The 23,960-nt window shown below is 69.7% G+C and carries 22 protein-coding genes; 16 read left to right on the top strand and 6 right to left on the bottom strand.

Annotated elements, in window-relative coordinates; genetic code table 11:
• Window positions 1–23: 23 nt before the first annotated feature.
• Both POL25_RS11505 and POL25_RS11500 read right to left on the bottom strand, forming a co-directional pair.
• Complete coding sequence (locus POL25_RS11505) at window positions 24–788, bottom strand: SagB/ThcOx family dehydrogenase (protein WP_272086008.1); 765 nt, start codon at window positions 786–788, stop codon at window positions 24–26.
• Window positions 789–798: 10 nt separating this feature from the next.
• Window positions 799–2,943 (bottom strand): TOMM precursor leader peptide-binding protein, encoded by a 2,145-nt coding sequence (locus POL25_RS11500; protein ID WP_272086007.1) that lies wholly within the window; start codon window positions 2,941–2,943, stop codon window positions 799–801.
• Window positions 2,944–3,016: 73 nt separating this feature from the next.
• Here POL25_RS11500 and POL25_RS11495 point away from each other — a divergent pair, with 73 nt between their 5' ends.
• Window positions 3,017–3,166, top strand: a complete 150-nt coding sequence (locus POL25_RS11495; protein WP_272086006.1) for a hypothetical protein — start codon at window positions 3,017–3,019, stop codon at window positions 3,164–3,166.
• Window positions 3,167–3,421: 255 nt separating this feature from the next.
• Window positions 3,422–3,583: a hypothetical protein gene (locus tag POL25_RS11490; protein ID WP_272086005.1), complete on the top strand. Its 162-nt coding sequence runs from the start codon at window positions 3,422–3,424 to the stop codon at window positions 3,581–3,583.
• A 363-nt stretch (window positions 3,584–3,946) separates the two neighbouring features.
• Here POL25_RS11490 and POL25_RS11485 read toward each other — a convergent pair whose 3' ends face one another.
• A complete protein-coding gene (locus tag POL25_RS11485; protein ID WP_272086004.1) occupies window positions 3,947–4,648 on the bottom strand; it encodes a hypothetical protein in 702 nt (233 codons plus the stop codon).
• A gap of 92 nt (window positions 4,649–4,740) precedes the next feature.
• Window positions 4,741–5,961, bottom strand: a complete 1,221-nt coding sequence (locus POL25_RS11480) for a multiheme c-type cytochrome (RefSeq protein ID WP_272086003.1) — start codon at window positions 5,959–5,961, stop codon at window positions 4,741–4,743.
• An 894-nt stretch (window positions 5,962–6,855) separates the two neighbouring features.
• On the opposite strand from POL25_RS11480, the gene POL25_RS11475 reads away from it, so the two are divergent.
• From POL25_RS11475 to POL25_RS11435, 9 genes are all read left to right on the top strand, one after another.
• Complete coding sequence (locus tag POL25_RS11475) at window positions 6,856–8,235, top strand: class II 3-deoxy-7-phosphoheptulonate synthase (RefSeq protein ID WP_272087250.1); 1,380 nt, start codon at window positions 6,856–6,858, stop codon at window positions 8,233–8,235.
• Between the two features lie 239 nt (window positions 8,236–8,474).
• A complete protein-coding gene (locus tag POL25_RS11470) occupies window positions 8,475–8,933 on the top strand; it encodes a PhzA/PhzB family protein (protein ID WP_272086002.1) in 459 nt (152 codons plus the stop codon).
• Between the two features lie 5 nt (window positions 8,934–8,938).
• On the top strand, window positions 8,939–9,562 hold the full coding sequence (locus tag POL25_RS11465) for an isochorismatase family protein (RefSeq protein ID WP_272086001.1): 624 nt from the start codon (window positions 8,939–8,941) through the stop codon (window positions 9,560–9,562).
• Window positions 9,559–11,433 carry an anthranilate synthase family protein gene (locus tag POL25_RS11460; protein ID WP_272086000.1) on the top strand — a complete coding sequence of 625 codons (1,875 nt, stop codon included), beginning with the start codon at window positions 9,559–9,561 and terminating at the stop codon, window positions 11,431–11,433. Before POL25_RS11465 ends, POL25_RS11460 begins: the two co-directional genes overlap by 4 nt.
• Entirely contained in the window at window positions 11,423–11,725 is a 303-nt protein-coding gene (locus POL25_RS11455) for a hypothetical protein (protein WP_272087263.1), read from the top strand. Before POL25_RS11460 ends, POL25_RS11455 begins: the two co-directional genes overlap by 11 nt.
• Window positions 11,707–12,549 carry a PhzF family phenazine biosynthesis protein gene (locus POL25_RS11450; RefSeq protein ID WP_272087249.1) on the top strand — a complete coding sequence of 281 codons (843 nt, stop codon included), beginning with the start codon at window positions 11,707–11,709 and terminating at the stop codon, window positions 12,547–12,549. The genes POL25_RS11455 and POL25_RS11450 overlap by 19 nt, the downstream gene beginning before the upstream one ends.
• A gap of 30 nt (window positions 12,550–12,579) precedes the next feature.
• Window positions 12,580–13,191, top strand: a complete 612-nt coding sequence (locus tag POL25_RS11445; protein WP_272085999.1) for a pyridoxal 5'-phosphate synthase — start codon at window positions 12,580–12,582, stop codon at window positions 13,189–13,191.
• A 22-nt stretch (window positions 13,192–13,213) separates the two neighbouring features.
• On the top strand, window positions 13,214–14,452 hold the full coding sequence (locus tag POL25_RS11440) for an FAD-dependent monooxygenase (RefSeq protein WP_272085998.1): 1,239 nt from the start codon (window positions 13,214–13,216) through the stop codon (window positions 14,450–14,452).
• Between the two features lie 657 nt (window positions 14,453–15,109).
• Window positions 15,110–16,639 (top strand): cytochrome-c peroxidase, encoded by a 1,530-nt coding sequence (locus tag POL25_RS11435; RefSeq protein WP_272085997.1) that lies wholly within the window; start codon window positions 15,110–15,112, stop codon window positions 16,637–16,639.
• A gap of 184 nt (window positions 16,640–16,823) precedes the next feature.
• On the opposite strand, the gene POL25_RS11430 is transcribed toward POL25_RS11435, so the two are convergent.
• Window positions 16,824–17,690 carry a hypothetical protein gene (locus tag POL25_RS11430; RefSeq protein WP_272085996.1) on the bottom strand — a complete coding sequence of 289 codons (867 nt, stop codon included), beginning with the start codon at window positions 17,688–17,690 and terminating at the stop codon, window positions 16,824–16,826.
• 246 nt (window positions 17,691–17,936) lie between these two features.
• Window positions 17,937–18,617, bottom strand: a complete 681-nt coding sequence (locus POL25_RS11425) for a hypothetical protein (RefSeq protein WP_272085995.1) — start codon at window positions 18,615–18,617, stop codon at window positions 17,937–17,939.
• A gap of 573 nt (window positions 18,618–19,190) precedes the next feature.
• Between POL25_RS11425 and POL25_RS11420 the strand changes: the two genes are divergently transcribed.
• The 5 genes from POL25_RS11420 to POL25_RS11400 all read left to right on the top strand — a co-directional run bounded on the left by POL25_RS11420 (window position 19,191) and on the right by POL25_RS11400 (window position 23,836).
• On the top strand, window positions 19,191–19,823 hold the full coding sequence (locus POL25_RS11420; protein WP_272085994.1) for an RNA polymerase sigma factor: 633 nt from the start codon (window positions 19,191–19,193) through the stop codon (window positions 19,821–19,823).
• On the top strand, window positions 19,823–20,818 hold the full coding sequence (locus POL25_RS11415; RefSeq protein ID WP_272085993.1) for a hypothetical protein: 996 nt from the start codon (window positions 19,823–19,825) through the stop codon (window positions 20,816–20,818). Before POL25_RS11420 ends, POL25_RS11415 begins: the two co-directional genes overlap by 1 nt.
• Before the next feature lie 77 nt (window positions 20,819–20,895).
• Window positions 20,896–21,411 (top strand): hypothetical protein, encoded by a 516-nt coding sequence (locus tag POL25_RS11410; RefSeq protein ID WP_272085992.1) that lies wholly within the window; start codon window positions 20,896–20,898, stop codon window positions 21,409–21,411.
• A gap of 17 nt (window positions 21,412–21,428) precedes the next feature.
• Window positions 21,429–23,072: a hypothetical protein gene (locus POL25_RS11405; RefSeq protein ID WP_272085991.1), complete on the top strand. Its 1,644-nt coding sequence runs from the start codon at window positions 21,429–21,431 to the stop codon at window positions 23,070–23,072.
• Window positions 23,069–23,836 (top strand): hypothetical protein, encoded by a 768-nt coding sequence (locus POL25_RS11400; RefSeq protein ID WP_272085990.1) that lies wholly within the window; start codon window positions 23,069–23,071, stop codon window positions 23,834–23,836. Before POL25_RS11405 ends, POL25_RS11400 begins: the two co-directional genes overlap by 4 nt.
• The last annotated feature ends 124 nt before the right edge of the window (window positions 23,837–23,960 follow it).

Raw genomic sequence — 23,960 nt, 5'->3', positions numbered from 1 at the left:
CTCCTCTGAAACTTCGCGTCTTGTCACGGGGGCGACCCCGGCGCGGGCTGACCGACACATATGAGGTAGATCGCCTCCTCGTCGCTCGGCAGCTCGAGCAGCGCATTCAGCTCGCCGTCGAAGAATCCGCCCAGAGCCGCCGGGCACAGGCCGAGCGCCGTCGCCGAGAGGTACACGTTCTGGCCGAGATGCCCGGCGTCGAGGAACAGGTAACGATAGCCGCGCTGGCCGTACTTCCACATCGTGCGCATCGCCAACGCGGTAATGATCAGCACCACATTGGCCTCCCCGACCATCGCCTGGCCGATCGCCAGATCCATCAGGGTCGGCTGCGCGAGGCCGACGCGCCGCAGCTCGAGCTCATGTGCGCGGGGGTCGTAATGATAGATGCCATCCTCGACGCCCTCCACGGATTGCGTCGCAAGATAGATCTCCAGCGGATAGCGGGCCCCGGCCGAAGGCGCGGAGCGCTCGTAGTTGAGGTCCCCTTCGACTTCGCGGCTGCCGCGGACCCCGTAGCTGGCGTAGAGCAGCCGACCGAGCGTCTCCAGCGGCATCGTCGCACGCACGTACTCGCGCAATGAACGCCGACGCTCGAGCACCGCGCCGAGCGGCGCGTCGAGTGCGAAGTCTCGCCCCGGGAGGGCCACGCGCAGCGAACCAGGGTAGACGCGGAACCGCGGCGGGTGCAGGTCGACCTCGTGCGCCGGGTCGACGCTGCGCGCCCGCACGTGCGAAGAGTGAAGGTGATAGAGCCGCGCGATGTTCGTCTCATTGCTCCGGGCCATGGTGCTCTCCTCAAGCCATTGGGTGCGGGTCGGGGTTGATCCCCTGCGAAGCCATCGCCGCCAGGCGTGGGTTACCGAGGCGCGCGAGGAGGTGACCGAAATGGATCTGCTGGAAATCGGGCCCCACCGCCCTGACCACCCGGAACGGCGTAGGCGCGAGGTCCGGGGACGTGACGTCGACGACGGCGACACGCAGCCCAGCGGCTTCGATCCGCCTCACGAGCCCGGCCAGAGACAGATCTTCCGGCTCTTCGAGGTCGCTGGCCGCGATCGTGCCCCCCGCGCCGAGGAACGCGAACGCGGACGCCCGGCTCGGCGGGAAGTAGTAATGCGCGTGCTCATCGAGCGTATGCACGTCCTCTGGACGCTCCGGGATCGCCACGCTCCCAGAGATCATCAGGCGATGGAGATACGGCCCGACGTGCGCTTGCTCGAGGATCGACTTGCGGATCGCATTGCGCGGGCTCAGGTGCGCGGCGAGAGCGACCGTCGCGCCTGGCCAGCGAACCCCGTCGCCGTGGCCCACGCTCATCACGACGGGGACCGCGAGGCCCACGTCGAGCAGGTACAGTTCGACCCGCACGCCGCGCTCTGCGAGTTGCCGCAGGATCTCTTGTGAGACGGGGTCCAACGGACGATTCAGTCGCAGCCGCCGCCCCGGTCGACGCGCGAGCCACGAGATCATGAACGCGTCGCGCTCGACGAGCTCGAGCGCGGCCCGCAGCGAGGCGTCCTCGAGCTCTGCACCTGCGGCGAGCCCGTTCGAGGTGACCTGACAGAAGTGGCTCTCGGGCGGGGCCGGGTAGTTGTAATACACCGGCAGCGCCGGCACTGCCACGACGCTGCTCGTCCCGAGCCAGTGCCCCAGCGTCCAGTCGATCGGCGTCCGCGGATCGAGCCGCGCATACGGGAATCCGGGTCGAGCGTACTGGTCGTCGCTGTACAAGCAGAGCCGCTCCGGGGCGATGAAGCCTCCCGTCATCGCGCCGACTGCCGTGCGCAGCAAGTCACGGGCGCGGAAGCGTCCCGCCGAATAGCGTTCGACCGCCTCTCCCACCGCGCCGATCATCGCCTCGACGAGCGTGCTGCCCTTTCCTGAGCCGAGCTTCGGCACCCCACAATGCGACGATCGATAATGACCGTCCGTGTACTGCCCGAGGACCGCCGTCGCCGTGATCGGCAGATCGGGCGCGTTCACTGGATTGAGCAGATCCATCTCGACCTGTCGCACGATCCCCACTCGTGCGTCGACCACACCCACGAGCATCCGTCGCAGCTCCTCCGGCGTGCGCGCGGCGTCGAGGCGCGGCGCGGCGTCGCCGGCTGACCTGTCGTTTGCCCGTGCCGCATGCGCGCCGCCGCAGATCTCGCACCAGGGCATCCGCAGCACGGAGTGGAGGGACGACTCCAACTCGACGAGGTTCTGCACGACGACGGCGCCGGCGAACCGGGAAGCGCTGCCTCGCACCAGCAGATTGATCGCCGCGAGCGCGGCGGCGTGGCCGACCAATGCAGGCATGGACGCCAGACAAGTGCGCCGGCGCGGCTGCGGCCGTTCGCTCAGGAGCGTGGTCTGGAGCGCGTGCTCGACGCGGCCTTCCTCGGTATGGGCGAGCCGACGCAATCGATGACACTCCCAGCAAGCCGTCTCGCCCGGTATGACGGCCGGCCCGATCACTGCATCGAGTCCATCCATATGGGCACTGAGCGAGGGCGCTCGGGCCGCATGGGCGTAGCGGGCGACGCTCTGCAGGACCAGCAGTTCGTCGGCGGCGACGCAGGCTATCACCAGATCCCAGCGGCCGTCGTCGTGGAGGAGGGGACGATGGGCGGCGACCGACAGCCGCTTCCAGGTGGCTGCGCATTCGGGGGCGATCCGCCGCAGCGTCGCGCAGAGCGCTGCCGCCCGCTCGAGCCCGCGCGTATTCTCGGGGAAGACCTCCGCGGCGAGGTCATCCTCCGACACCTGCGCGTCATCGAGGATGTGCAGCGCCCCGACGCCAGCCGCGGCCAGATCGACCGCGGCAGCGACGCCCCACGGATCGAGGCCGACCAGGAGGATCCGGGCGCCGCGCAATCGGCGTCGAACCTCCGCAGCGGTGACATCCTCACTCGAAGAAATATGGAGAGTCGATTCGGCCATCACGGTGCTCATGCCCAGATCGGAGTGGGTTCGACGCAACACGGCCCGGGACCGTGCTGCGTCGATCAAGGGATTGTCGTTAACGTTGGATCAACCGCAGCCACCACAACCGTGGCAACCGCCGCAGCCGTGGCAACCGCCGCACCCGTGGCACCCGTGGCACCCGTGGCACCCGCCGCCGCAGCCGCTGCAGCCGCCGCAGCCGCTGCAACCGCCGCAGCCGTGGCAGTTGTGACAACCATGGCATCCGCCGCATCCTTCGCAGCTCCGGGGATGCTCCGCTTCCTGGCGGCGTGCCGTGCTGAGCACATTCTTCAGCTCATTCAGCACGAGTTGGAGGTCCTTCGCGACCTCCCCAACCTTGATTTCTTCTGTCATGGGCACTCTCCCGGGGGGGTAGGTACGGCCCATGGACGAGGTCGGCAATTGGCCAGCGGGTCCGACGCGACCGCAGCGATAGTATCGATGATAACGGAATGCATCGTCGCACATGCGCAGCGTGCGCGACGGACGATGTTCGTCCCTGTCGTCTCTCTGGCGCCGGCTCGACGAATCCGCGAAGACGCTGTTCTGCCCCGCGTCGCTCATCGTCGAAACGCCAAGCTCGACGCTGCTCGAATGTGAGCAGCTGCGCGGCCGGCGGAATGAATGACGATCCGCGCGCGAAGTCGCCCCAATCCGACGGGTCGATGCATTTCCGCTCCAGACTGGCCACCGAACTGGCGGCCTGCGAGGCAGGCGCGATTTCATACACCGGTCGTATGCGCGGCACCAAGGCCCCTCAATCCGGCATGAACGGCCTGATCTCGACCGAGTCGAGGATTGGGGTGTCCTTCTCGATGTGTTGGGAAATGGGGATCAATAAACTTCCCGTGGCGCTGCGAGAGGAAATCGTCACCAAGTACCGCGCAGACGATTCAAGGAAGCCTTCATCAAGGCGAGCGCCACATGGCGCCAGCGTGGAACGGAAGTGCTCGGGTGGGTCGACGAACGGAGGCGCAGAGCCGCGGCGGAGCTACTCGTCGTCCTCGTCGCCCCAGAGCGCCAGCGAGTAGCTGTCGCCGGGCTGGCACAGCTCGAGCGGCGAGCCCTCGACGAGCGCGTGCCCGAGCGCGTGGGCCGCCATCACGCGCGTATCGTCGCCTGCAGGCAGCGCGTCGAGGGCGGCCTGCGTCGCCTCGCTGGGCTCGTACTCGTCGTCGTCGAAGTCGCCCTCGCGCAGGTCTTCGAGCGAGAACCTCGGCGCGCCCGTCTCTACGAGCGGCTCGTTCAGCCACGCGATCAGGGCGCCGTAGTCCGACTCCGGGAGGCGCCAGATCGCCTCCGTGGCGAGCGAGGCGCGCACGAACGCGTCGTGGTCCACGTCGTTGAAGTGGCGCAGGGCGGCGATCAACGACGCGCGGTTGGTGCGGAGGACCCTCGCCCACTGCTCGAGCCGCGCGGTCACGTCGACGTCGCCGGGGACGGGCACGGCCTCGTCGTGCCCGTCGTCCCGATCGAACAAGATCGGCTGCTCCCACGGCAGCTCTTGCTCGATCGCCCACTGCTGGATCGGTCCGATGAACTCCTCGCCGTCGAAGAACTCGCCGTCTTCGTCGACCACCTGGAGGCGAGGGAGGAGGACGAGCGCGCCGAGGCCCGAGGCGCGCGCGAGGGCGACCACGTCGCCGTACTTCCACTGGAAGGTGTCGTCCGCGTTGGTGGTGTACCAGCCCATGGGCGCCACTCATACCATGCTTCACCGGGGCCTCCGCGCCGGGCTGGGCTCACCTCGCTTCGTGCCGGGTACTGCGCCGACCCGCCTTGCGATCATCGCCGGCGCAGCTCGACGCTGGCGAGGTCGCGCGAGACCTCGTGCACCTCGAGCCTGGCGGCGTACTCGTCGAGGCCGAGGGCCCGCAGCGCGGCGGGCGAGAAGGCGCGGAACAGGACGCGCGCCTCCACCGAGAGCGGCCCGCGTCCGGCGCTCGCGGTGGCGACGCTCAGCCGGAGCGCCCGCTCGCGCAGCGGCTCGATGGCGTTCGAAAGGTGCTCCGCCGCGCGCCAGGGGAACAGGACCCGCTGGCCGCGCGCGTCGACGAGGACGGAGCCGAGCAGCAGCGGCTCGGGGCCGTGCGGCTCTCCGCTCGCGTCGAGCGTGCCGGTGGCGAACACGACGCGACCGTCGCCGTCGCGCACGACGACCTCGACCCAGGCCTGGCGATTGAAGGTCGAGCCGGTGGGGAAGTTGTGGGCGGAGATGTTGTTCTTGACGGTGATGCCGAGCTCGAGCGTATCGCCGGTGACGACGGACGAGGGCGCCGCGATGTCGACCCGCGCGGCGTCTGCGAGCAGCCGCTCGACCTCCACGCGATGCACCGCCTCCTCGTCTTCGGTGAGGAAGCCCTCCAGCAGCGGGATGCCGGCGCCGATCCACGTGTGCCGGTGAAGCGTTCGCGTGGGGCCGCCTGGCACCGCCTGGCCCTCGTAACGCGGCATGTGGCAGTCCTGGCATTGCACGCCGATCTCCGCCGCGGGAGACTGCTGCCATTCGGCGTAAGGGCGCTCCAGCACCAGGCCGCTGACCTCGCGGAGGTCGTGGCACCCCGCGCAGAAGCCCGAGCCGCCGTGGAGCGGCGAGAATTGCGATTCATGGAAGGAGCTGGGGATCGGCGCGGCGATGGTGCCGCGCATCGGCCCGTCGGGGTCGAGCACGTGCCCGCTGTTGTACGGGCGGGCCAGAGAGGCCACCTTGTGGCAGCTCTCGCACGTCACGCCCTCGAGGGTGATAGGCTGCAGATCGGCGAATTCGAAGCCGGCCACGATGTCCCCGCCGCGGGTGCCGATCGGGCTGTGGCACTGCAAGCAGAACTTGTCCTGCTTGCCGGCGTAGTTCTCCTGCCGGATCGCCACGAACGCGCGAAACACCGGATCTTTCATCGCATAGGCGTGCGCCGAGGTGGCCCACTCGTCGTAATGGCCCTGGTGGCACAGGCCGCAATCGTCCGCCGAGGCGAAGCTGTCGAGCCCGACCGTGGGCGTCCTGGGCATCGACAGCGGGTCGAACAGCAGATCGTCCGAGCCGCCCGCTCCGTCAGCGCAGCCGCAGACGAACGAAATCAGAGCCGGGATCAAGCGGAGCGGTTTCATGCTGCCTTGGGGCCCGACGCCGATCCGCGCCGAGCTGCAAAAACGATCACGTTCAGAGGTAGCACCCCCGCTTTTGCGGGCAACGGACGCGCCAGCCGCCGGTGAGAGCCGGCACGGCGCGTCATTTTTGCAGATCATGCGGGATGTCCCCAAGGACAGGCATCATCAGGACGTGCCATTTCGAGCCCGTGAATGCGCCCACACCAATGCCATGATCCTCTCTCCATACGCGGCGAAACTGGACCGCGGCAGAGACGATGAAGCCTCGCCGTTCACCGGGCCGCTGATCGCGCTGCGCGTGGGCCGGCCCGCCGCTCGTGCCGCTGCGCGGCGTTTCGAAGCGATGCGCTGGTCGCTCCGCACGGCGCGCTGCGCAGTCGTGGCGCCGACTCGTTCGGGCCCGATGCGTGATCGCCTGCGCCGCCCGGCTCCGAGTGGCCAAAGGTGGACCGGAGGATTTTTAACAGTCACCCCGTCACACACTCCGCCGCAGCGCACTCGCGCCCGGAATGGAGGTACTCCTCGCGCTCCCACATCGACGCCCGACCGTGACTTCGCCGTCCCGATCGCCGACGACGACGCATCCTCGGTCTCGCAGCAGGCGCCGAAGTCGAAGGCCGTGGTGTCCGAAGGTACGTGTTCCAGAGGACATATGACCGTTGAGCGCCGGGGGGCGCGTGTGCCCGAGGACTGTGACGACGGCCGCCCGTCATCCGCACGCGCCTGTAACGCCGAGGCGAGACGGCGATGGGGCGCTACCCTGGTCGGGCCTGCTAGGAGTTTCCCGTGATCTCAATGCCACCATTGTCCGCCCGATCGTCCGAAGCCGCGCCCGCCGGGATCGACGGCTGGTCCCCGACCTCATGGCAGTCCCGGCTGGCGCTCCAGCAGCCCGAGTACCCCTCGGCCGCGGCGCTCGAGGCGGTGCTGCGCCAGCTCGGCCGGCTGCCGCCGCTCGTCACCTCCGGCGAGATCGAAGCGCTGCGCAGCCAGCTCGCCGAGGCCGCCCGCGGCGACCGCTTCCTCCTCCAGGGTGGAGACTGCGCCGAGCAGTTCGCGGAGTGCGATGCCGAGGTCATCGCGGGCAAGCTGAAGATCCTCTTGCAGATGAGCCTCTTGCTGGTGCACGGCGCCGAGAAGCGGGTGATCCGCGTCGGGCGCTTCGCCGGACAGTACGCGAAGCCGCGCAGCGAGCAGGTGGAGGCGCGCGACGGCGTCACGCTGCCGGTCTACCGCGGTGACCTCATCAACGGCGTCGCCTTCGAGCCTGCGGAGCGCACCCCCGACCCCGAGCGCCTGCTGCGGGGCTACGAGCGCGCCGCGCTCACGCTCAACTTCATCCGCGCGCTCATCGACGGCGGCTTCGCCGACCTTCATCATCCCGAATACTGGGACCTCGAGTGGGTGCGGCACTCGCCGTTCGCCGCCGAGTACCAGCGACTCGCGGAGTCGATCGGCGACTCGCTGCGCTTCATGGAGACGCTGTCCGGCGAGCGGGTCGGGCAGACGACCCGCGTCGATTTCTTCACCTCGCACGAGGGGCTGCACCTGCGCTACGAGCAGGCGCAGACGCGGCAGGTGCCGCAGCGCGACGGCTGGTACAACCTCTCGACCCACCTGCCATGGATCGGCATGCGCACCTCGCAGCTCGACGGCGCCCACGTCGAGTACTTCCGCGGCATCGCCAACCCGATCGCGGTGAAGGTGGGCCCGGGCACGTCGCCCGAGGCGCTGCTCGAGCTCGCCGCCGTGCTCGACCCGAGCAACGAGCCCGGTCGCCTGACGCTCATCCACCGCTTCGGGGCCCGCGGCATCGCCCGCGGGCTGCCGCCGCTCGTGCAGGCGGTCGAGCGGGCGCGTCGCCGCGTGCTCTGGGTCTGCGATCCCATGCACGGCAACACCGAGCGCATCGGCGAGAGGTTCAAGACCCGGAAGTTCGAACACATCCTCAGCGAAGTCGAGCAAGCCTTCGACATTCACCAGCGCGCCGGGACCTACCTCGGCGGGGTCCACGTCGAGCTGACCGGCGAGAACGTCACCGAGTGCATGGGCGGCGCCCGCAACCTGTCCGAAGCAGACCTCGCGCGGGCCTACCGCTCCTTCGTCGACCCGCGGCTCAATTACGAGCAGGCGCTCGAGCTGGCGATGCTGATCGCCCGTCGCATGCGCCATTGAGGCGCTGGCGGCACGATGCATCGGCGTCGTCGGTGCATTGCCCGTGACGGCGCCGCCGTCCGCGAATCATAGGACTGATTTCAGCGCCGTTACCTCGTGTGGATAGCATCACCCGCCGGAGCTCGCCGGCTGTCGCGCTGCCGGACCCGCGTCATGCTACGCGTCGAGGGCCAGCGCCCAGTTCCTCTCGTGAATGAAATTCACGAGCGCCTCTCGAAAGGAATTGCCCAATGAGCACCATGTCCGACACCGAAGTGCGCCAGTCCAATCGCCAGATCGTGCGGCAGTACATGGAGACCCGCGGGCAGGCCCGCCTGCAGCGCCACGAGCTGTTCACCGCGGACGGCTGCGGCGGCCTGTGGACCAGCGATACCGGCGAGCCGATCATGATCCGCGGCAAGGACCGCCTCGCCGCGCACGCCGTGTGGTCGCTGAAGTGCTTCCCGGACTGGCAGTGGTACGACGTCACGATCTTCGACACCCAGGACCCGAACGTGTTCTGGGTCGAGTGCGACGGCAGGGGCGCCATCCGCTTCGACGGCTACCCCGAGGGCCACTACGAGAACCACTTCATTCACTACTTCAGGTTCGAGGCCGGCAAGATCGCGCTCCAGCGCGAGTTCATGAACCCGGTCCAGCAGTTCAAGGCGCTGGGCCTCCCGGTCCCGCAGATCGTCCGCAAGGGGCTCCCGCTATGAACGACATGGTCTTCCCTCGCATCGAGGACTACGAGCTGCACGCGCCCGAGCTCAGCGCCGCGAACATCGTCGCGTGGGCCCAGGACGACCGCCGCAGCCTCCTGCTCGTCCACGACATGCAAAATTACTTCCTCGACCTGCTGCCGCCGGCGGTGCGCCGGAGCCTGGTCGAGGGCTGCAGGAAGCTCGTCGAGCACGCTCGCGCGCACGACGTCCCGATCTTCTACACGGCGCAGCGCGGCGACATGTCGCCGAAGGAGCGCGGCCTCCTCTACGACATCTGGGGCAAGGGGATGAGCAGCGCGGCCACCCACACCGCGATCCCCGAGGAGATTGCGCCGCGGCCCCAGGACCCGGTGCTGGCGAAGTGGCGATACAGTGCGTTCTACGCCACGGCGCTCGACGAGGGGTTCCGCGAGCACGCCCGCGACCAGATCATCATCTGCGGCGTCTACGCCCACATCGGCGTGCTGGCCAGCGCCATCGACGCCTACTCGCGCGACATCCAGGTCTTCCTGGTCCAGGACGCGATCGCCGACTTCTCGAAGCAGAAGCACGCGCAAGCGTTGAGCTACGCGGCTGAATGCTGCGCGAAGGTCCTGCCCGTGAGCGAGGTGTGCAAACAATGACGATCCTGCAACGAGCCCTCGCGGGGCAACTCGACGCTTACGCGCTGGTCTTTCGCCCCGACCGGTTCGGCGCGCCGACGATCGAGGTGATGGCGGGGACCGAGCGCATCCTGGCCGCGTTCGACGACCTGAGCCAGATCCAGGCCGAACAGCGCGCGAAGGGCCGCTGGGGGACGCTCGTCGTCGCGCCCTACCGCCAGATCGCCGAGCGCGGCTTCACGGTCAAGGACGACCACAAGCCGACGCTGGCGCTCTGCGTCGACGAGTATCAGACCCTGCCGCTCGAGGCGGCACTGGCGGCGCTGCCCGAGGCTCAGGTCCATCTGCGCGACTGCGCATTCACGCCGGACGACGCCGCCTACGCGGACATCGTCGACCGCGTCATCCGCCAGGAGATCGGCACCGGCGAAGGGTCGAACTTCGTCATCAAGCGCACGCTCGTCGGCGGCCTCGACGCCTACGACGACCGCGTCGGGCTGATGATCTTCCGCAACCTCCTCCGCCAGGAGCGCGGCGCGTACTGGACGTTCTTCATCCGCATGCGCGGCATCACGTTCGTCGGCGCCTCGCCCGAGCTGCACATCAAGCTCCAGGCGAAGAACGTCACCATGACCCCGATCAGCGGCACCTACAGGTTCCCCGCGCTCGGCCCGACGCAGGAGGGCGTGCTCGAGTTCCTGCAGAACGGGAAGGAGGAGGACGAGCTGTCGATGGTCCTCGACGAAGAGCTGAAGATGATGACCGACATCTGCAGCGCGGACGTCCGCGCGTACGGGCCCTACCTGATCCAGATGTCGCGACTGGCTCACGTCGGCTATCGCATCGAAGGCACCACCGAGCTGCCCGTGGCCGAGATCCTGAAGCGCTCGATGTTCGCGCCGACCGTCGTCGGCAGCCCGCTGGAGAACGCGACCCGCGTGATCGCCCGCTACGAGACCTGCGGGCGCTCGTACTACAGCGGGCTCGCGGCTATCGTCGAGGAGGACGAGGCAGGCCCGCGGCTCGACTCGGCGATCCTGATCCGCACGGCCGAGATCGAGAACGACGGCAAGCTGGCGATCGGCGTCGGCGCGACCCTGGTCCGCGAGTCGGACCCGCAGTCCGAGACGAAAGAGACCGCGGCCAAAGCGGCCGCGCTGCAAAATGCCATCGGCGGCGGCTCGCTCGCCGACCTGACGAAGAAGGACGCGGTCGCGCAGTCGCTCGGCAGGTGGAGCGGGCGCCTCTCGAGCTTCTGGCTCGGCGAGCAAGCATGCGCCCGTCGGCCGGTCTCGCGTCGCGGCGAGGCGACCGCCATCGCCATCCTCGACAACGAGGACGCGTTCACCTCGATGCTGCAGTATCTGCTGCGCGAGCTCGGCCTGGACGTGAGGGTCGAGTCGTACGCCACCATCGGCGAGGTCCGCGACTCCGAGCTGCTGGTCGTCGGGCCGGGCCCCGGCGACCCGTGCAAGCTGACGGACCCGCGGGTCGCGGCCAGCCGGCGCTTGATGCTGGCCGCGATGGAGGCGGCCCGGCCGTTCCTCGCGATCTGCCTCGGGCACCAGATGCTGAGCTCGTTGCTGGGGCTGCCGATCCAGCGGCTCCCCGCGCCGAACCAGGGCCTCCAGAAGCGGATCTCGATCTTCGGCAAGCTGGAGACGGCCGGCTTCTACAACACCTTCGCGGCCATCTCCGCGGCCGACCGCTTCGACAGCCCGTGGGGCGCGGTGAACGTCTATCGCGACCCCGTGTCGAATCAGGTGCATGGGCTGAAGGGGCCGAGCTTCTGCTCCATGCAGTTCCACCCCGAGTCGGTGCTGACGAAGGACGGGCCCCGGATCTTGCGCGACGCGGTGTTCTCGGTCGGAGGCCTGGGGTATGCGGATTGAATTGGCGTGGTGGGACCTCGGCGCCGGCGATCCCGATCCCGACGCATTGGCGGCGAGCCCGGTGATTCAGCAGGCGTTCGCCGAATGGGAGCGCGTCCCGAACCTTACGACGAAGCTCTGGCTCGTCTCCGAGGAGACGCGCCGCTGGGGGGCCCTGATGCTGTGGCACGGCGAGAAGCCGGACCGGGCGAGCCTGCCGCGCAACGTCTCCGCCGAGCTCATCGGCAGGCCGCCCGACCACCGAATCGTTTTCGAATTGGTGGAGAGAGCAAGATGCACAGATACACCGTAGTCAACGCCTTCGGCCAGGAGCGCTTCACCGGCAACCCCGTCGCGGTGTTCTTCGCCTGCGACGATCTGGACGACGGGGACATGCAGAGCCTGGCCGCCGAGCTCCATCTCTCCGAGACGACCTTCGTCCGTGCGCCGCGGAAGGGCGGGACGTTCGAGGTCCGGATCTTCACGCCCGTCAACGAGCTGGGCTTCGCAGGCCATCCGCTGCTCGGCACCGCCGTGGCTCTGGCAGAAGATCGCGGCTTGAACGAGATGCAATTCGAGACGCGAAAGGGCACGTTTCGGTTCGCCGTCGAGCGCGTCAAGGCGCGGCCGTTCACTGCCTACGTGCAGATGGAGCAGCCGAGCCCCGTCGTGTCCCGGTATGAACGCGAGCCCGAGCTCCTTGCGGCTTTGGGCCTCGAAGCGAGCACGTCGCCGGTCGAGATGTATGACGTGGGGCCGCGGCACGTGTTCGTCGGGGTGAGAGACGTCGCCGCGCTCGGCGAGGTACGGCCGGATCTCAACCGGCTGGCGAGCCACTTCGACATGGCGGCCCTGTGCTTTTGCCCGGACGGCGCCGGCGGCTGGCGCCTGCGCATGTTCTCGCCCGCTTACGGCGTGAACGAGGACGCCGCCACAGGCTCGGCGGCTGGCCCGCTGGCGCTGCATTTGGTGCGGCACGGTCGGGCGGCGTTCGGCGAAAAGATCAGGATCACCCAGGGCGTGGAGATGGGCCGAGCATCGCGCATGGACGCGACCGCCCGCACGGAGCGGGACGGGCCGCGCCTCGAGGCGGGGGGCTACGGCTATCAAATCGCCGTCGGCAGTTACTTCATCTGAGAGTCACTCATGAGCAGCACACTCGAAAGCATGACCGGCGAGGCGGACCTCGCCTTTCCCGAGTACGACGACCCACCGGACGACCCGATCGCGATCGGCCAGCGATGGCTGCGCGAGGCGATCGAGGCGGAGGTCTGCGAGCCGCGCGCCATGGTGCTCGTCACAGCGAACGGCTCGGGGCTGATGTCGTCGCGCGTGATGGCCATCCTCGAGTTCGCCGACGTCGGCGTGGTCTTCGCGACCCATGCCACCAGCCGCAAGATCGAGGACGCCACGGCGGTCCCGTTCGCGTGTGGCCACTTCTACTGGCGCGAGCTCAGCCGCCAGCTCTCGGTGAGCGGCAAGGTCGTGGCGCTGTCGCGGGAACGCGCCGTCACGGAGTGGAACCGGCGCCCGGTCCTGCTGCACTCGATGTCGACGGCTTCGCGCCAGAGCGAGCCCCTGGTCTCGTCTGCGGCGCTGCTCGACGAGGCGCAGCGGCTCGCGGATCTGGGCGCGCTGCCTTGCCCGGAGCGCTTCATGGTCTATGCCCTCCAGCCGCTCGCGCTCGAGTTCTGGGCGTCGAGCTCCAACCGACTGCATCGCCGGCTGCGCTTCGACCTCGCGCCCGGGGGCTGGAAGAGCGCCCGGCTGCAGCCTTGAACCATTCGCGGGAGTACGACCCATGGCCCTGTCCGTCGCCACGAGCAATGACACCACCGCCGACATCGTGATCGCAGGGGCCGGGATCGGCGGGCTGACCGCCGCCCTCGCCCTGCACGCTCGCGGCATTACCACGACCATCCTGGAGGCCGCCGTCGAGCTCCGCCCGCTCGGTGTCGGGATCAACATCCAGCCGGCCGCGGTCGCCGAGCTGACCGCCCTCGGGCTGGGGGACGCGATGGCGGCGACCGGCATCCCCACCCGCGAACACCGCTACATCGATCACACGGGCGTCACCCTGTGGACCGAGCCGCGCGGCATCGCTGCAGGCTATCCGTGCCCGCAGTACTCCATCCATCGCGGCGAGCTGCAGACGCTGCTGCTGAACGCGGTCCGCGAACGGCTCGGCGACCACGCGATTCGCACCGGGGTGCGGCTGCACGACCTCCAGCAGACCGGCGGCGGCGTCCGCGTGCACGTCCATGACCGGGTCCACGGCGCCGACTTCACGTTCGAGGCCGCCGCCCTGATCGGCGCCGACGGGCTGCATTCGGTCGTGCGTGGCTGCCTCCACCCCGAACACGGAGCGCTCAACGGAGCCGGGGTGGTCATGTGGCGCGGCCTGACCGAGATGGGCGGTTTCCTCGACGGCCACTCGATGATCCTCGCCAACGACCAGCGGGCCACGCGCCTGATCGCGTACCCGATCTCCGCCCGGCACGCCGCGCGTGGCGAGGCGCTGCTCAATTGGGTCCTGCTCGCTCGCATCGGCACGCCGGGGCCGGTCAGCAGCGCGGGCTGGGACGTGCCCGGCCAGCTCGCCGACATCCTGCCCCACGTGGCCCACTGGGACCTGGGATGGCTCGACGTGCGCGACGTCTTCGAGCGCAGCGCACAGATCCTGCGCTACCCCATGATCGACCGCGAGCCGCTCGACCGCTGGGGTCAGGGCCGCGTCACCCTGTTAGGCGACGCCGCGCACCTGATGTACCCGATCGGCGCCAACGGCGCCTCTCAGGCCATTCTCGACGCCACCGCCCTCGCCGCCGAACTCTCCCGCGGCGGCGACGTGCCCGCTGCTCTGGAGCGGTACGAGAACGACCGGCGCCCGGCCACCACCGCGATCATCCGCGCGAACCGGCAGATGGATCACGCCGAGCGAGCGACATCCACCCGCCCTGCCGATGACAAGGCCGCCGAGCTGGCCACCCTCACCGCCGAGTACCGCGCGGTCGTGGAACGACGTCGCCCCACCTCCTGACGCCCTGCCGCGACGCCGAAGGTCGCCCGAGCTCGTCGCCGTTCGGACAGGGTCTTTTACGTCGGTCACGCCACCGAGAGCGCCCTGAACCGGTGGAGCTCTGGCCGCGGCCCGAAGTGAGGCTGGACGCACCACGGCGCGAGCGTGGGCGCTGCGCGCCAGCGTGCGAGTGCCCGCGCGGCGCCGCCCCGGACCATCCACGGCCCCGAGCGAGCGCAGCCCGCTGCTCCAGGGCTCGCACGTGCGCTGCCGGCAATCGTGCCTGGCCGCTCGGCGTGGTTGTCGCGATATACCCAATCCGCAATTGAGAGTCGGACGCTACGAGCGGATGGTGCTCGCGTCGTGTCCATGCGGCTCCGGATCTTGTGACGCACGCATGACCGCACGAACGCCGATTCGGCGATCGGAGCCCTGGCAGAGCGCGTTGCCCATGCGATCGTGACAGGACGCGACCGCGTCGGCGCACAGTTTTGCGACGGCCGCGATCGGTCGGGCAATGGGGCGGAGCGAACGAGGTCCTGCGGCGATTCTTGCCGCCGGGGGGTGGCTGTACGGGTGATAGCCAGCACCTCCACGGCTTGCCAGGCAGGTGGATTCCCCACATCGTCGGGGTAGCCGGTAGATCGGGCCAGAGTTGTACGGAGGGTAGTTCCGAGTATGTCCATTCATATGCACGGGATCGTGATCGGCTCGCTATTGGCGAGCCCGCTCGCAGGTTTTTTACAGTGTGACAGCGTCCAGCCGGAGGACGAGCCGGAGCTCGTCACCGAAACCGGCGTCAGCGCCGAGTTCGCGGCCGACGAAACGCCGGAGGTGCCGCTCGAGCTGCTGTTCGACGGCGAGGTCCCGACCGCTCGCTCCTTGAACTTGCGGGAGCTGAGCCTGAAGCAGCTCGGCAAGTTCGTCTTCTTCGACAAGATCTCGGTGCCGGCGAAGAAGCAAGGCTGCATCAGCTGCCATGACCCGGCCGCCGGCTGGACCTTCCCCGACACCAAGATCAACAAGGCGCAAGTGGCGGCCCCGGGCGCGGCCAAGGGCGCGGTGGGCACCATCAGGCCGCCCAGCAACGCCTACGCGCGCAACATCCCGCTGCAGCCCGGGTGTGGTCCGCTCGCCTTGCCCTGCGGCGGCCTCTTCTGGGACGGCCGCGCCGAGGGCAACGTGGGGCCGCTGTTCGGCGGGGCGACGACCCATATCGGCGCCGAGGTGTTCAAGAACAGCGCCCCCCTCGAGGACCTGTTCGCGGACTTCCTGGGTCCGGTGGCCGATCAGGCGCTGCAGCCGTTCCCGAACCCGCTCGAGCAGAACATCAGCCAGAAGGCGGTGTGCACCCACGTCTCGAAGTCGGTGTACGCATTGCTGTACCGGGTGGCCTGGGGCGAGAAGATCGACTGCACCAACGCCGGCTTCGCGCTCAGCTTCAAGCGGATCGCGGTGGCGCTCGCGGCCTGGCAAGCCTCGGACGAGGTCAACCAGTTCAGCTCGAAGCGGGACAAGGCCCTCGCGGCCGAGGTCAAGCTGGAAGGCGTGAATGTGGCGTTCCCGCTCAAGGGCCTGACGGCCCAGGAGAACCTCGGGCACGAGCTGTTCTACGGCAGGGCCGGCTGCGCGGTCTGTCACAGCAACGAGCCGTTGGCCGTCTTCCCCGATCCCAACCGGGCCGGCCTCGATCCGGACGAGCTCTACACCGACGCCGTCTTCCACAACATCGGCGTGCCGCGCAATGCCAAGATCCCGGGCCCGGACGGCAGCCCGGGCCTCGGCGCTCGCCCCCTGGTGATCGTCGACCCGGACGACGATCCGACCGTGAGGCTCGGGCAGCACAAGACCCCGACCCTGCGCAACGTCGACAAGCGCCCGTCCAAGAGCTTCGTCAAGGCCTACACCCACAACGGATGGTTCAAGAGCCTCGAGAGCCTCGTCCACTTCTACAACACCGCGGACGTCGACGGTACCACCGCGGCCGCCTTCGGGGTCACGCGGTGCGACCCGGCCAAGACGGACTGGACCGAAGCGGAGGCGCTGGCGGCGAAATGCTGGCCCGAGCCGGAGGAGCAGGGCACGCTCGCCATCGGCTTCGTGATCGGCGACCTCGGCCTGACGCTCACGGAGGAGGCCGCGATCGTCGCGTACCTCAAGACGCTGACGGACACCAAGACGGTCAAGCCGCCGCCGCTGCTCCAGTGATGTTGTCGGTAGCGAGCGAGAGCACGAGTCACGGCCGGGCCGCGCCTGGCACCGTGCTCTCGGTTCGCGGGGAGCCGTCGCTCGCGGGGCTGCGCCTCCGCGACGGCCAGCCGATGGCGCGGCGACTCAGCTCCCCGCTTGCGGGGAGCGGCTGCTCGCGGGGCTGCGCACCCGCGACGGGGCGTCAGGGGCAGTCGCGATCGATGAGGATCGTCCCGCGCCTGAAATGAGCCGCCCTTCGCAGCGCGGCCAGGCCAGCGCAAGTGATCTGGCTGTTCTGGCGCAGGTCGAGCGTAGCGAGGCGATCGAGCGCGGTCGCGGCGATCAGCCGCGGGAGATGGTCGTCCCGGAGCTGACATTGCCGGAGCGAGAGCTGCTCCAGCCGATGCGCGACCGCAGGATGAGCGTCGACGCCGTCCATGAAGCGATCGAAGTCGAGCGGCTGAACGTGGAGGCTGGCGAACACCGGCGCGTGCTCGAGCAGCGCCCACAGACGCTCCGACGAACAGCTCTCGGCCGAAGCGCCAGCGATCTGGAGGAACTGCAGCGTGGCGAGGCCAGGCCAGCGCTCGAGCGCTTCCCACGGTGCATCGCCCGCGACCGCGCCGTTGAGGACGAGCGCGCCGAGCTGCGCGGCACCCGGTCCACGCGCCAGCTCTTCGAACGAGATCGGCGTGCCGCTGACGTGGAGCATCGAGAGCTCGCGTGCGTGCGGGCTGCGCAGAATCGCCGACAGCGGCGGCGCGCTGTCGTCGTCGTCGTATCGCCGCACCCGCAGCGAACGAACCAATCCGAGCGTGTCACGCACGCTCCTGGCTGCCTCGTCGTAGACGAGGCTCTCGCCGGCCAATGCGTGCGCTTCGCGAAAGAGATGGGACCACCGATGCAGCTCGCGCCGGGCCTCCGCGAACGCCTCGTCCCGGTCGGGCCCGGCCCGCCATTCGTTGAAGAGCCGAAGGATCTGATGAAAGCAGCCCTGCCGCTCCACGATGTTGCGAGAGCCTTCGCAGGCGAGGTGGGCGCGGAGCCGTGACAGCCGATCGGAGGGCATGAGAGCGCTCGGTGGAAGGGTCTGGCTCGGCGTGAACGGGACAGAGGAGGGGCGAGGAACGGAGCGTTTGCGCGTGATGCGGGCGGCGGGCGCGGCACCTCGTGCGCTCGAGTCTACCCCAGTGTTGCTCGTCTTAGTGTCCTCCCGGTCGGGCGCCCGGCATCGCCCTCGCAGCAGTGACACTGATGGGCGTCGAGCGCGCCATCGAAGTCGAGCCCCCCGGATCGCCGGTGCCGAGGATTCGCCTCACCCGAACGGGCAGCACTGCTCCTGCTTGAGGATCACGTCGCCGTCGATGCAGACGTTGTCGGCCGCGCACTGGCCGACCTCCATGTCACCCACGAGGCACCTGCAGACATCGGCGTCGCACACGAACGACTGCGTCGGAGCGTCGGGGCACTCGAGGTTCACCGAGCAACCTGGATCCTCCCAATCGATGCTCCCGAGGCAGTCCGGGTCGACGGGCGTCTCGCCGAAGCAGATGTCCGTGGCCACCGCCAGGTCGTGGCAAGGGGTGTCCTCGAGAGAGCCGTGAGAATCCTGGCAGCTCAGGCCGTTCACGCAGAGGATCGTGCTCGCCAACGTATCGATGCAATCGCCGGTCAGGTCTTCAAAGTTCGCGGCGCACTCGGCGACGCACTCCGATAATTCGAGATCCACCCCGCACTCGATCTCGTGCTCGCAGCTCGCCTGGCACAGGCCAGCGATGTCGGGATCGGCCGCGCCCGTGGTCTCGGTCTCGCTCGGCTCGCCGCCGGTAGGGTCCTCCGTCGTCGCGCCGCTCGTCGGCTGCTCACCGCCGGTCGAGGTCGTGGTGTCCGAGTCGGAGGCGCTGGCGGAGTCGCTCTCCGTCCCGCCTTTTTCGTCGCAGGCGCCGAGGGAGAACAGCAGGAAGGAAAGGGTCAGTTTGTAAGTCTTGGAACGCATAAAAAAGCCTTCTATGGCGAAGCGAGGCAGCCCGTCGGCCATCGTCGCGTCGCTCGGTCGTGGAGTCGCCGGCGCGGACCAAGAAATTGCGGGGCGACGCTCTATCTCGGACCGTTCGCTGCATTGCATCGCGCGGCTCACGCTGCGGCGAACATGCGTCGGGATGGGCGCTCATCGCCACCCGACCGAGCGCGCGCTCGCGCCGAAGCGATCGAGGCCCGCGAGGGCTTCCGAGAGCGGGGTGCACCCAAGGGCAGCGACCTGGCCGACGTTGAAGCCTGGCTGGCCGTGACCCGCCCTGACGTTCCGCCGGGCGTGGTGGTCCTCGACTTGCGCGACCGGGCGGTGAGACGTGGATGGTCAGCGCCTCGGCCCAGTCGGTGTTGCTGACATTGCGACGCGACGACTTGCAATCCATCGTCCCGGTTTCGTCGCTCCAGCTTCCCCGCGACGCGGGCAGAACTTGACGGCCGGCGCAGGCGCCGGCCCCGCAGGCGCGGGGAGCACGCGAAGATGCCGCTGGCAACTTCTCGATGTAATGACCGGGCCGTCTCGCGTTACGGAGGGGACGCGATGGCCGCGAGCTCCCTGTCCCCTGCGTCGCGTGTCCCGGAAGCCGCGCGTGCGCCGGCCGGCGAGGGCGTCGGCGAACTCGTCGAGCTCGTCCGCGGCGGCGACATGCGCGCGTGGTCGGATCTGTATCACCGCCACTACGAGCGGATCTTCAAGCGGCTGTGCTTCTACCTCGGCGAGGCGTCGGTGGCCGAGGATCTCACGCAGGAGACCTTCGCCCGTGCGGTGGTAGTGCTGCCGAGCTTCGACGGGCGCGCGGCGTTCTCGACGTGGCTCTTCGGCATCGCGCTGAATGTGGCGCGCAACTTCATCCGCGAGCGCCAGACGCAGAGACGCGCCGAGCGGCGTTTGGCGGACATCGAGGCGCTGCGCGTCGGACCCGACGTGGCGCTCGTGCACCTGCAGCAGGCGCGCAAGCAGGCGCTGTACGCCGCGCTCACCGAGCTGAGCGAGCCGATGCGCGAAGCGTTCGTGCTGCGCGAGCTCGAGGAGCTGTCGATGGTCGAGGCGGCCGCGCGCGCCGGAGTGACGGCGAACACCATGGCCGTGCGGGTGTTCCGCGCGCGAGAGAAGGTCCGCGAGGCGTTGACCCGCGGCGGATGGTTGACGGCGAAGACGGAGGAGGCAGGCTGATGCACCTGGAAGATCCGCTCGACGAGCTTGTCGGCGACGCGCGTGAAGCGGTGCGCGCGGAGGCGGACCGCGGCGGCCGCAAGCGCGACTTCGCGGCGATGATCGCCCGGGCGCACGCGATCGACCCGACGAACCTGTCCCGTGAGGCAGTCGCCGAGGCGGCGAGATTCGCCCCGGTGGTCGCGCTGCCGCGGCCACGGCGGGCCCCTGCGCTCGCCAACGACGACGTCCGGACCGCGGCGCCCGCGACGACGCCGCGGCGACGGTTCGGCTGGCTGATGGCGGCCGCGGCGGGCCTGCTGCTCGTGGGCGCGTTCGCGGGCGCGGCGACGCAGGCCCGCAGGACCGAGGGCTCGGCGACGGCGATCGCTGCGCCGCTGGTCGCGCCCTCGCCGACCTCGACCAGCCCGACCGCCGGGCCGGCGCCTGGTTCATCGAGACATGTCTCGAAGGACATGCCCGTCAAGACGGACGGCGAGGTTGCGGCGCCGGTGCCCGCCGAAGCGCCCGCGGCGGCGACGCTCGCGGACGATGAACGCCCGGTCGAGGCCGGAGAGCCAACTCGACGCCGCGAAGCGACGCCGCGTCGGTGCGTCGAGCCACGGCCGACCGAGACCACGACGGACGAGGCCGCGTGGGTCGCCCTCGATCGAGCGGCGCGCGAGGCGTGGCGGCGCGGCGACACGGAGGAGGCGCGCGCGTTGCTGTCGGCGCTCGTCCGCAGCGACGCAACGGCGGCGACGATCGAGCTGGCCTACGGCGACCTGTTCGTGCTGGCGCGCCAGGCCGACGATCTGCGGGCGCTGACGCGGCTGTGGCAGCGCTACCTCGACCGCTTCCCGCGCGGGCTCTACGCCGAGGACGCGCGGGTCGGTCTGTGCCGTCGCGCGCCGAAGGGCGAGGCGAGCGCGTGCTGGGACCTGTACCTCGGGACATGGCCCGAAGGCGCACACGCGGGCGAAGCTCGCGGCCCTCGCGGAGGCGAAGAACTTTGAAGGCGCCTGTAATGCCGACGCCGGCGTCCGGTACTCAAGGACGAGCCGCCGAGAACGCGGCCAGGAGTAGGACAGCAATGTTGAATTCGTTCTTTCGCGCCCTCGCGGCGCTGGTAGTAGCGCACGGTCTTGTCGCTTGCGATGTGATCAACATCCACATCTCCGACGGCGATGACGACGACGATTCGGTGAGCGAGAGCGACTCCGAAGGCGGCTCGGGGACCAGCGGACAGCCGGATGTCTCGAGCACGACCTCGGGCAGCGGGTGGGAGGGCACCACCACCCTCGTCAGCACCGGCGAGGAGTCCGGCACCACCACCCTCGTCACCACCGTCGACGAGTCCGGCACCACCCTCATCGGCGAGGAGAGCGGCGGCCAGGGTACGACGACCTCCGGCACCAGCGGCGAGGAGTCCGGCACCACCCTCATCGGCGAGGAGAGCGGCGGCCAGGGTATGACGACCACGAGCACCACCGGCATCGACGAGGAGACCGACGGCGAGGGTCCGTCGACCACCACCGGCATCGTCGAAGAGACCTACGGCGAGACCTCCTCCGGCGCGGAGACCGGCGGGACCTCCTGGGGCGGCTGACCGGAAGGACAGGCACGGTGCGCGTGCGCCTCGCTGTACATGCCTCGATCGTGTGCCTCGCGGGCTTGCTCGCGGGGACGCACGCGCGCGCGTCGACGAGGAGAGAGGTCGCCGAGGAGCTCGTCGTGCGTGCGGGCGCCGGGCTCGACACCGGCGCACTGCACGAGGCGATCGCACTGCGCATCTCGGGGGTGCGGCTGATCGTCGACACCGAGGGCGAGCTGTCCTGCGGGCCAGGTTGCACGCTCGCCCGCATCGAGCGCGCGGCCGAAGAGGGCCTGCGGATCTCGGTGCGGCTCGGCGACGGGCGGGTGTTCATGCGGACCCTGTCGGCGACCGCCGCGGAGCCCGAGCGCGCCGCGGCGACCTCGCTTTCGCACCTGCTGGCGGCGATCGCCGACGGCACCGCCGAACCGGAGCCGCCCCCCGAACCGAAGCTCGTGGCGGCGGAATCGCCGGCCCCGACGAGCACGCCGCAGGTGTGCCCGCCTCCTCCTCCGCCGGTCGTCGCGCGTCCCGTGGCGGAGCGAAGCGAGCCGGCATCGCCGCGGTTCGAGCTCGGGCCGACCGTCGGGCTCGTGACGGCCTTCGGGGTCGGTCGACCGGCCGCGCTCGCGGGGTCGGTCGGCAACGGTGGCTTCGTCGGCGTCGAGATGCGCCACCGCAACGGCTTGCTCGTCGGCTTCGAGGCTCGCGGGCTCGGGGCGCGCGCGGATGGGCTGCGACTCGGGCGCGTGCGCCTGTCCGTCGCGCTCGGTCACAGCCTCCGGCGCGGGCGCTTCGAGCTGCGCACGCGCGCGGCGTTCCTCGTCGAGCCGTGGTGGGTCGGCGCGCGGACCGAGGCGGCGCGCCTGCAGAGCGGCTCGCCGCTGCTGGGCGCCGCGCTGTCGCTGACGCCGGGGCTGTCGCTTGCGCTCGCGCCCGACCTGCGCGTCGACATCGGACTGCGCGTGGAGGCGGCGATGAGCGTGCACGCGAGCGACGGCGCCGTCGTGCAACTGATCGCTCCTTCAGGCGCGCCGGTGTTCCGGCTCGGCGGCTTCGAGCTGGCAGCGGCCGCCGAGATCGGCGTGCGCTGGGGCCAGGCCGCGCCGTCGCCGCTGAGCCGCGCCGTCGCGTGGTCGGAGCCGGCACGGACCAGGGTCTTCGTGAAGCTCGCTACCGTGTTATTTTCGCTCGTGTCGATCGGCTTCACGATCCTCTGCACGCAGTCCCCCGAGCGTTTCCTGCGCAAGCGGACCCAGTGGCTCAAGTGGGAGGCCCGGCGCCGGTCGGGCACCTTCGGTGGCATGTCGCTGTGGTGGGCCGAGCTCGATGCCGACGATCCACTGCCCGAACCCGAGTGGGCGGAGCGGGTCATCGCGGTGATCCACGCCAATGGCCGGCTGAGCGACGACACATATGATGAATTCGATAGTTGGACGGAGGCGCTCGCCGACGCGACCCACGGAGCGGTGTACAGCCACCCGACCGGCAGCTTCACTCACATCTGGGCCGACGCCGACCCGAAACGCACCGCCACACGCACGCGCGAGCTGCTCGATGTCGGCGACTTCGCCGGGCTTGCCGCGTGGATCCGCGAGCTGGTGGCGGCGCAGCGGCGGGCGGTCAACGCCGCGGGGTCGCAACTGCACTGGATCGGCAGGTTGCGATTCCGGTGATCGAGCGGCGAGTCGCCGCAGGGGACGCCGCCCCGGCGCCGGCGATCGTCGCCCTGCATGACGTCCTGGGCGACCGACCCGACCCCGGACAGATCGACGTGCTGGTGCTCGCCGCCGCCGCGCTGCCGGAGCTCGCGGACGCCAGGGCGGTGCAGGTGAAGGCCGCCGCGCTACAGGCTCGGCGGCTGCGGGCCGAGGCCGAGGCAGCCCCAATGCCCGCCGATCTCCCCGCGCTCCAGCGACTCCTCGATGACGCGCTGCGTGGAGATCCGGCCGCCCTCGCACGGCTCGACCGCTTCACCGGTTACGAGCTCGACGACACGGACAGTCGGCAGCAGCTCGTGATCGAGCTGGCGAAGTCCGGCCGCGAGCTGCCGGTCCTGCTGAGCTGCCGGCTGATCGAGCACATCAACTACGTGCCTGAGCTGCAGAGCCCGGCGAAGCGCGAGTCGTTCGCCGCCCACGGTTCACTGGCGCGTCAGATCGCCGAGCGTCTCGTCGAACACGAGCGTCGCACGCCAGACGACCGCCGCGCGCGGACCCGACAGATCGCCGAACGCACGGCCGAGTACGACGCGCTCTACGGCCGCGACCGTGACCGCCCACGCATGCCGGACGACCTCGTCGCGCTGATCCGCCAGGGCCATCTGGCCGAGGCGCTTGCCGCCTACCGCGAGCGCTTCCCGACGCTCACAGCTCAGGCCGCGCAGGCAATCGACGATGCTCGTGCCTACTTCGCGCCGAACACTGCGCCGCTGGCATGAAACGGTGTGAGACGCGGAGCCCGTGGTCGACTCGCCATTGGCGATCTTCAGCGTCGTCGAACCGGCCCATTCGTTGAGCGGGATGGCCGGCTCTTTACCGGCACAGCCGGGACACAAGCCCTTT

Source organism: Nannocystis bainbridge (genome assembly GCF_028368995.1).
In the GTDB taxonomy this organism is placed as follows: domain Bacteria; phylum Myxococcota_A; class Polyangia; order Nannocystales; family Nannocystaceae; genus Nannocystis; species Nannocystis bainbridge.
This window is presented reverse-complemented; position numbering and strand designations above follow the sequence as displayed.

What these genes read in the sequence shown, in the direction of transcription:
- POL25_RS11445 (WP_272085999.1), top strand. Translation starts at nt 12,580, where the DNA reads ATGACCGGCGAGGCGGACCTCGCCTTTCCCGAGTACGACGACCCACCG.
- POL25_RS11505 (WP_272086008.1), bottom strand. Translation starts at nt 788, where the DNA reads ATGGCCCGGAGCAATGAGACGAACATCGCGCGGCTCTATCACCTTCAC.
- POL25_RS11410 (WP_272085992.1), top strand. Translation starts at nt 20,896, where the DNA reads ATGTTGAATTCGTTCTTTCGCGCCCTCGCGGCGCTGGTAGTAGCGCAC.
- POL25_RS11475 (WP_272087250.1), top strand. Translation starts at nt 6,856, where the DNA reads ATGCCACCATTGTCCGCCCGATCGTCCGAAGCCGCGCCCGCCGGGATC.
- POL25_RS11415 (WP_272085993.1), top strand. Translation starts at nt 19,823, where the DNA reads ATGCACCTGGAAGATCCGCTCGACGAGCTTGTCGGCGACGCGCGTGAA.
- POL25_RS11430 (WP_272085996.1), bottom strand. Translation starts at nt 17,690, where the DNA reads ATGCCCTCCGATCGGCTGTCACGGCTCCGCGCCCACCTCGCCTGCGAA.
- POL25_RS11420 (WP_272085994.1), top strand. Translation starts at nt 19,191, where the DNA reads ATGGCCGCGAGCTCCCTGTCCCCTGCGTCGCGTGTCCCGGAAGCCGCG.
- POL25_RS11435 (WP_272085997.1), top strand. Translation starts at nt 15,110, where the DNA reads ATGTCCATTCATATGCACGGGATCGTGATCGGCTCGCTATTGGCGAGC.
- POL25_RS11440 (WP_272085998.1), top strand. Translation starts at nt 13,214, where the DNA reads ATGGCCCTGTCCGTCGCCACGAGCAATGACACCACCGCCGACATCGTG.
- POL25_RS11500 (WP_272086007.1), bottom strand. Translation starts at nt 2,943, where the DNA reads ATGAGCACCGTGATGGCCGAATCGACTCTCCATATTTCTTCGAGTGAG.
- POL25_RS11450 (WP_272087249.1), top strand. Translation starts at nt 11,707, where the DNA reads ATGCACAGATACACCGTAGTCAACGCCTTCGGCCAGGAGCGCTTCACC.
- POL25_RS11480 (WP_272086003.1), bottom strand. Translation starts at nt 5,961, where the DNA reads ATGCCCAGGACGCCCACGGTCGGGCTCGACAGCTTCGCCTCGGCGGAC.
- POL25_RS11485 (WP_272086004.1), bottom strand. Translation starts at nt 4,648, where the DNA reads ATGGGCTGGTACACCACCAACGCGGACGACACCTTCCAGTGGAAGTAC.
- POL25_RS11455 (WP_272087263.1), top strand. Translation starts at nt 11,423, where the DNA reads ATGCGGATTGAATTGGCGTGGTGGGACCTCGGCGCCGGCGATCCCGAT.
- POL25_RS11425 (WP_272085995.1), bottom strand. Translation starts at nt 18,617, where the DNA reads ATGCGTTCCAAGACTTACAAACTGACCCTTTCCTTCCTGCTGTTCTCC.
- POL25_RS11460 (WP_272086000.1), top strand. Translation starts at nt 9,559, where the DNA reads ATGACGATCCTGCAACGAGCCCTCGCGGGGCAACTCGACGCTTACGCG.
- POL25_RS11470 (WP_272086002.1), top strand. Translation starts at nt 8,475, where the DNA reads ATGTCCGACACCGAAGTGCGCCAGTCCAATCGCCAGATCGTGCGGCAG.
- POL25_RS11465 (WP_272086001.1), top strand. Translation starts at nt 8,939, where the DNA reads ATGGTCTTCCCTCGCATCGAGGACTACGAGCTGCACGCGCCCGAGCTC.
- POL25_RS11490 (WP_272086005.1), top strand. Translation starts at nt 3,422, where the DNA reads ATGCGCAGCGTGCGCGACGGACGATGTTCGTCCCTGTCGTCTCTCTGG.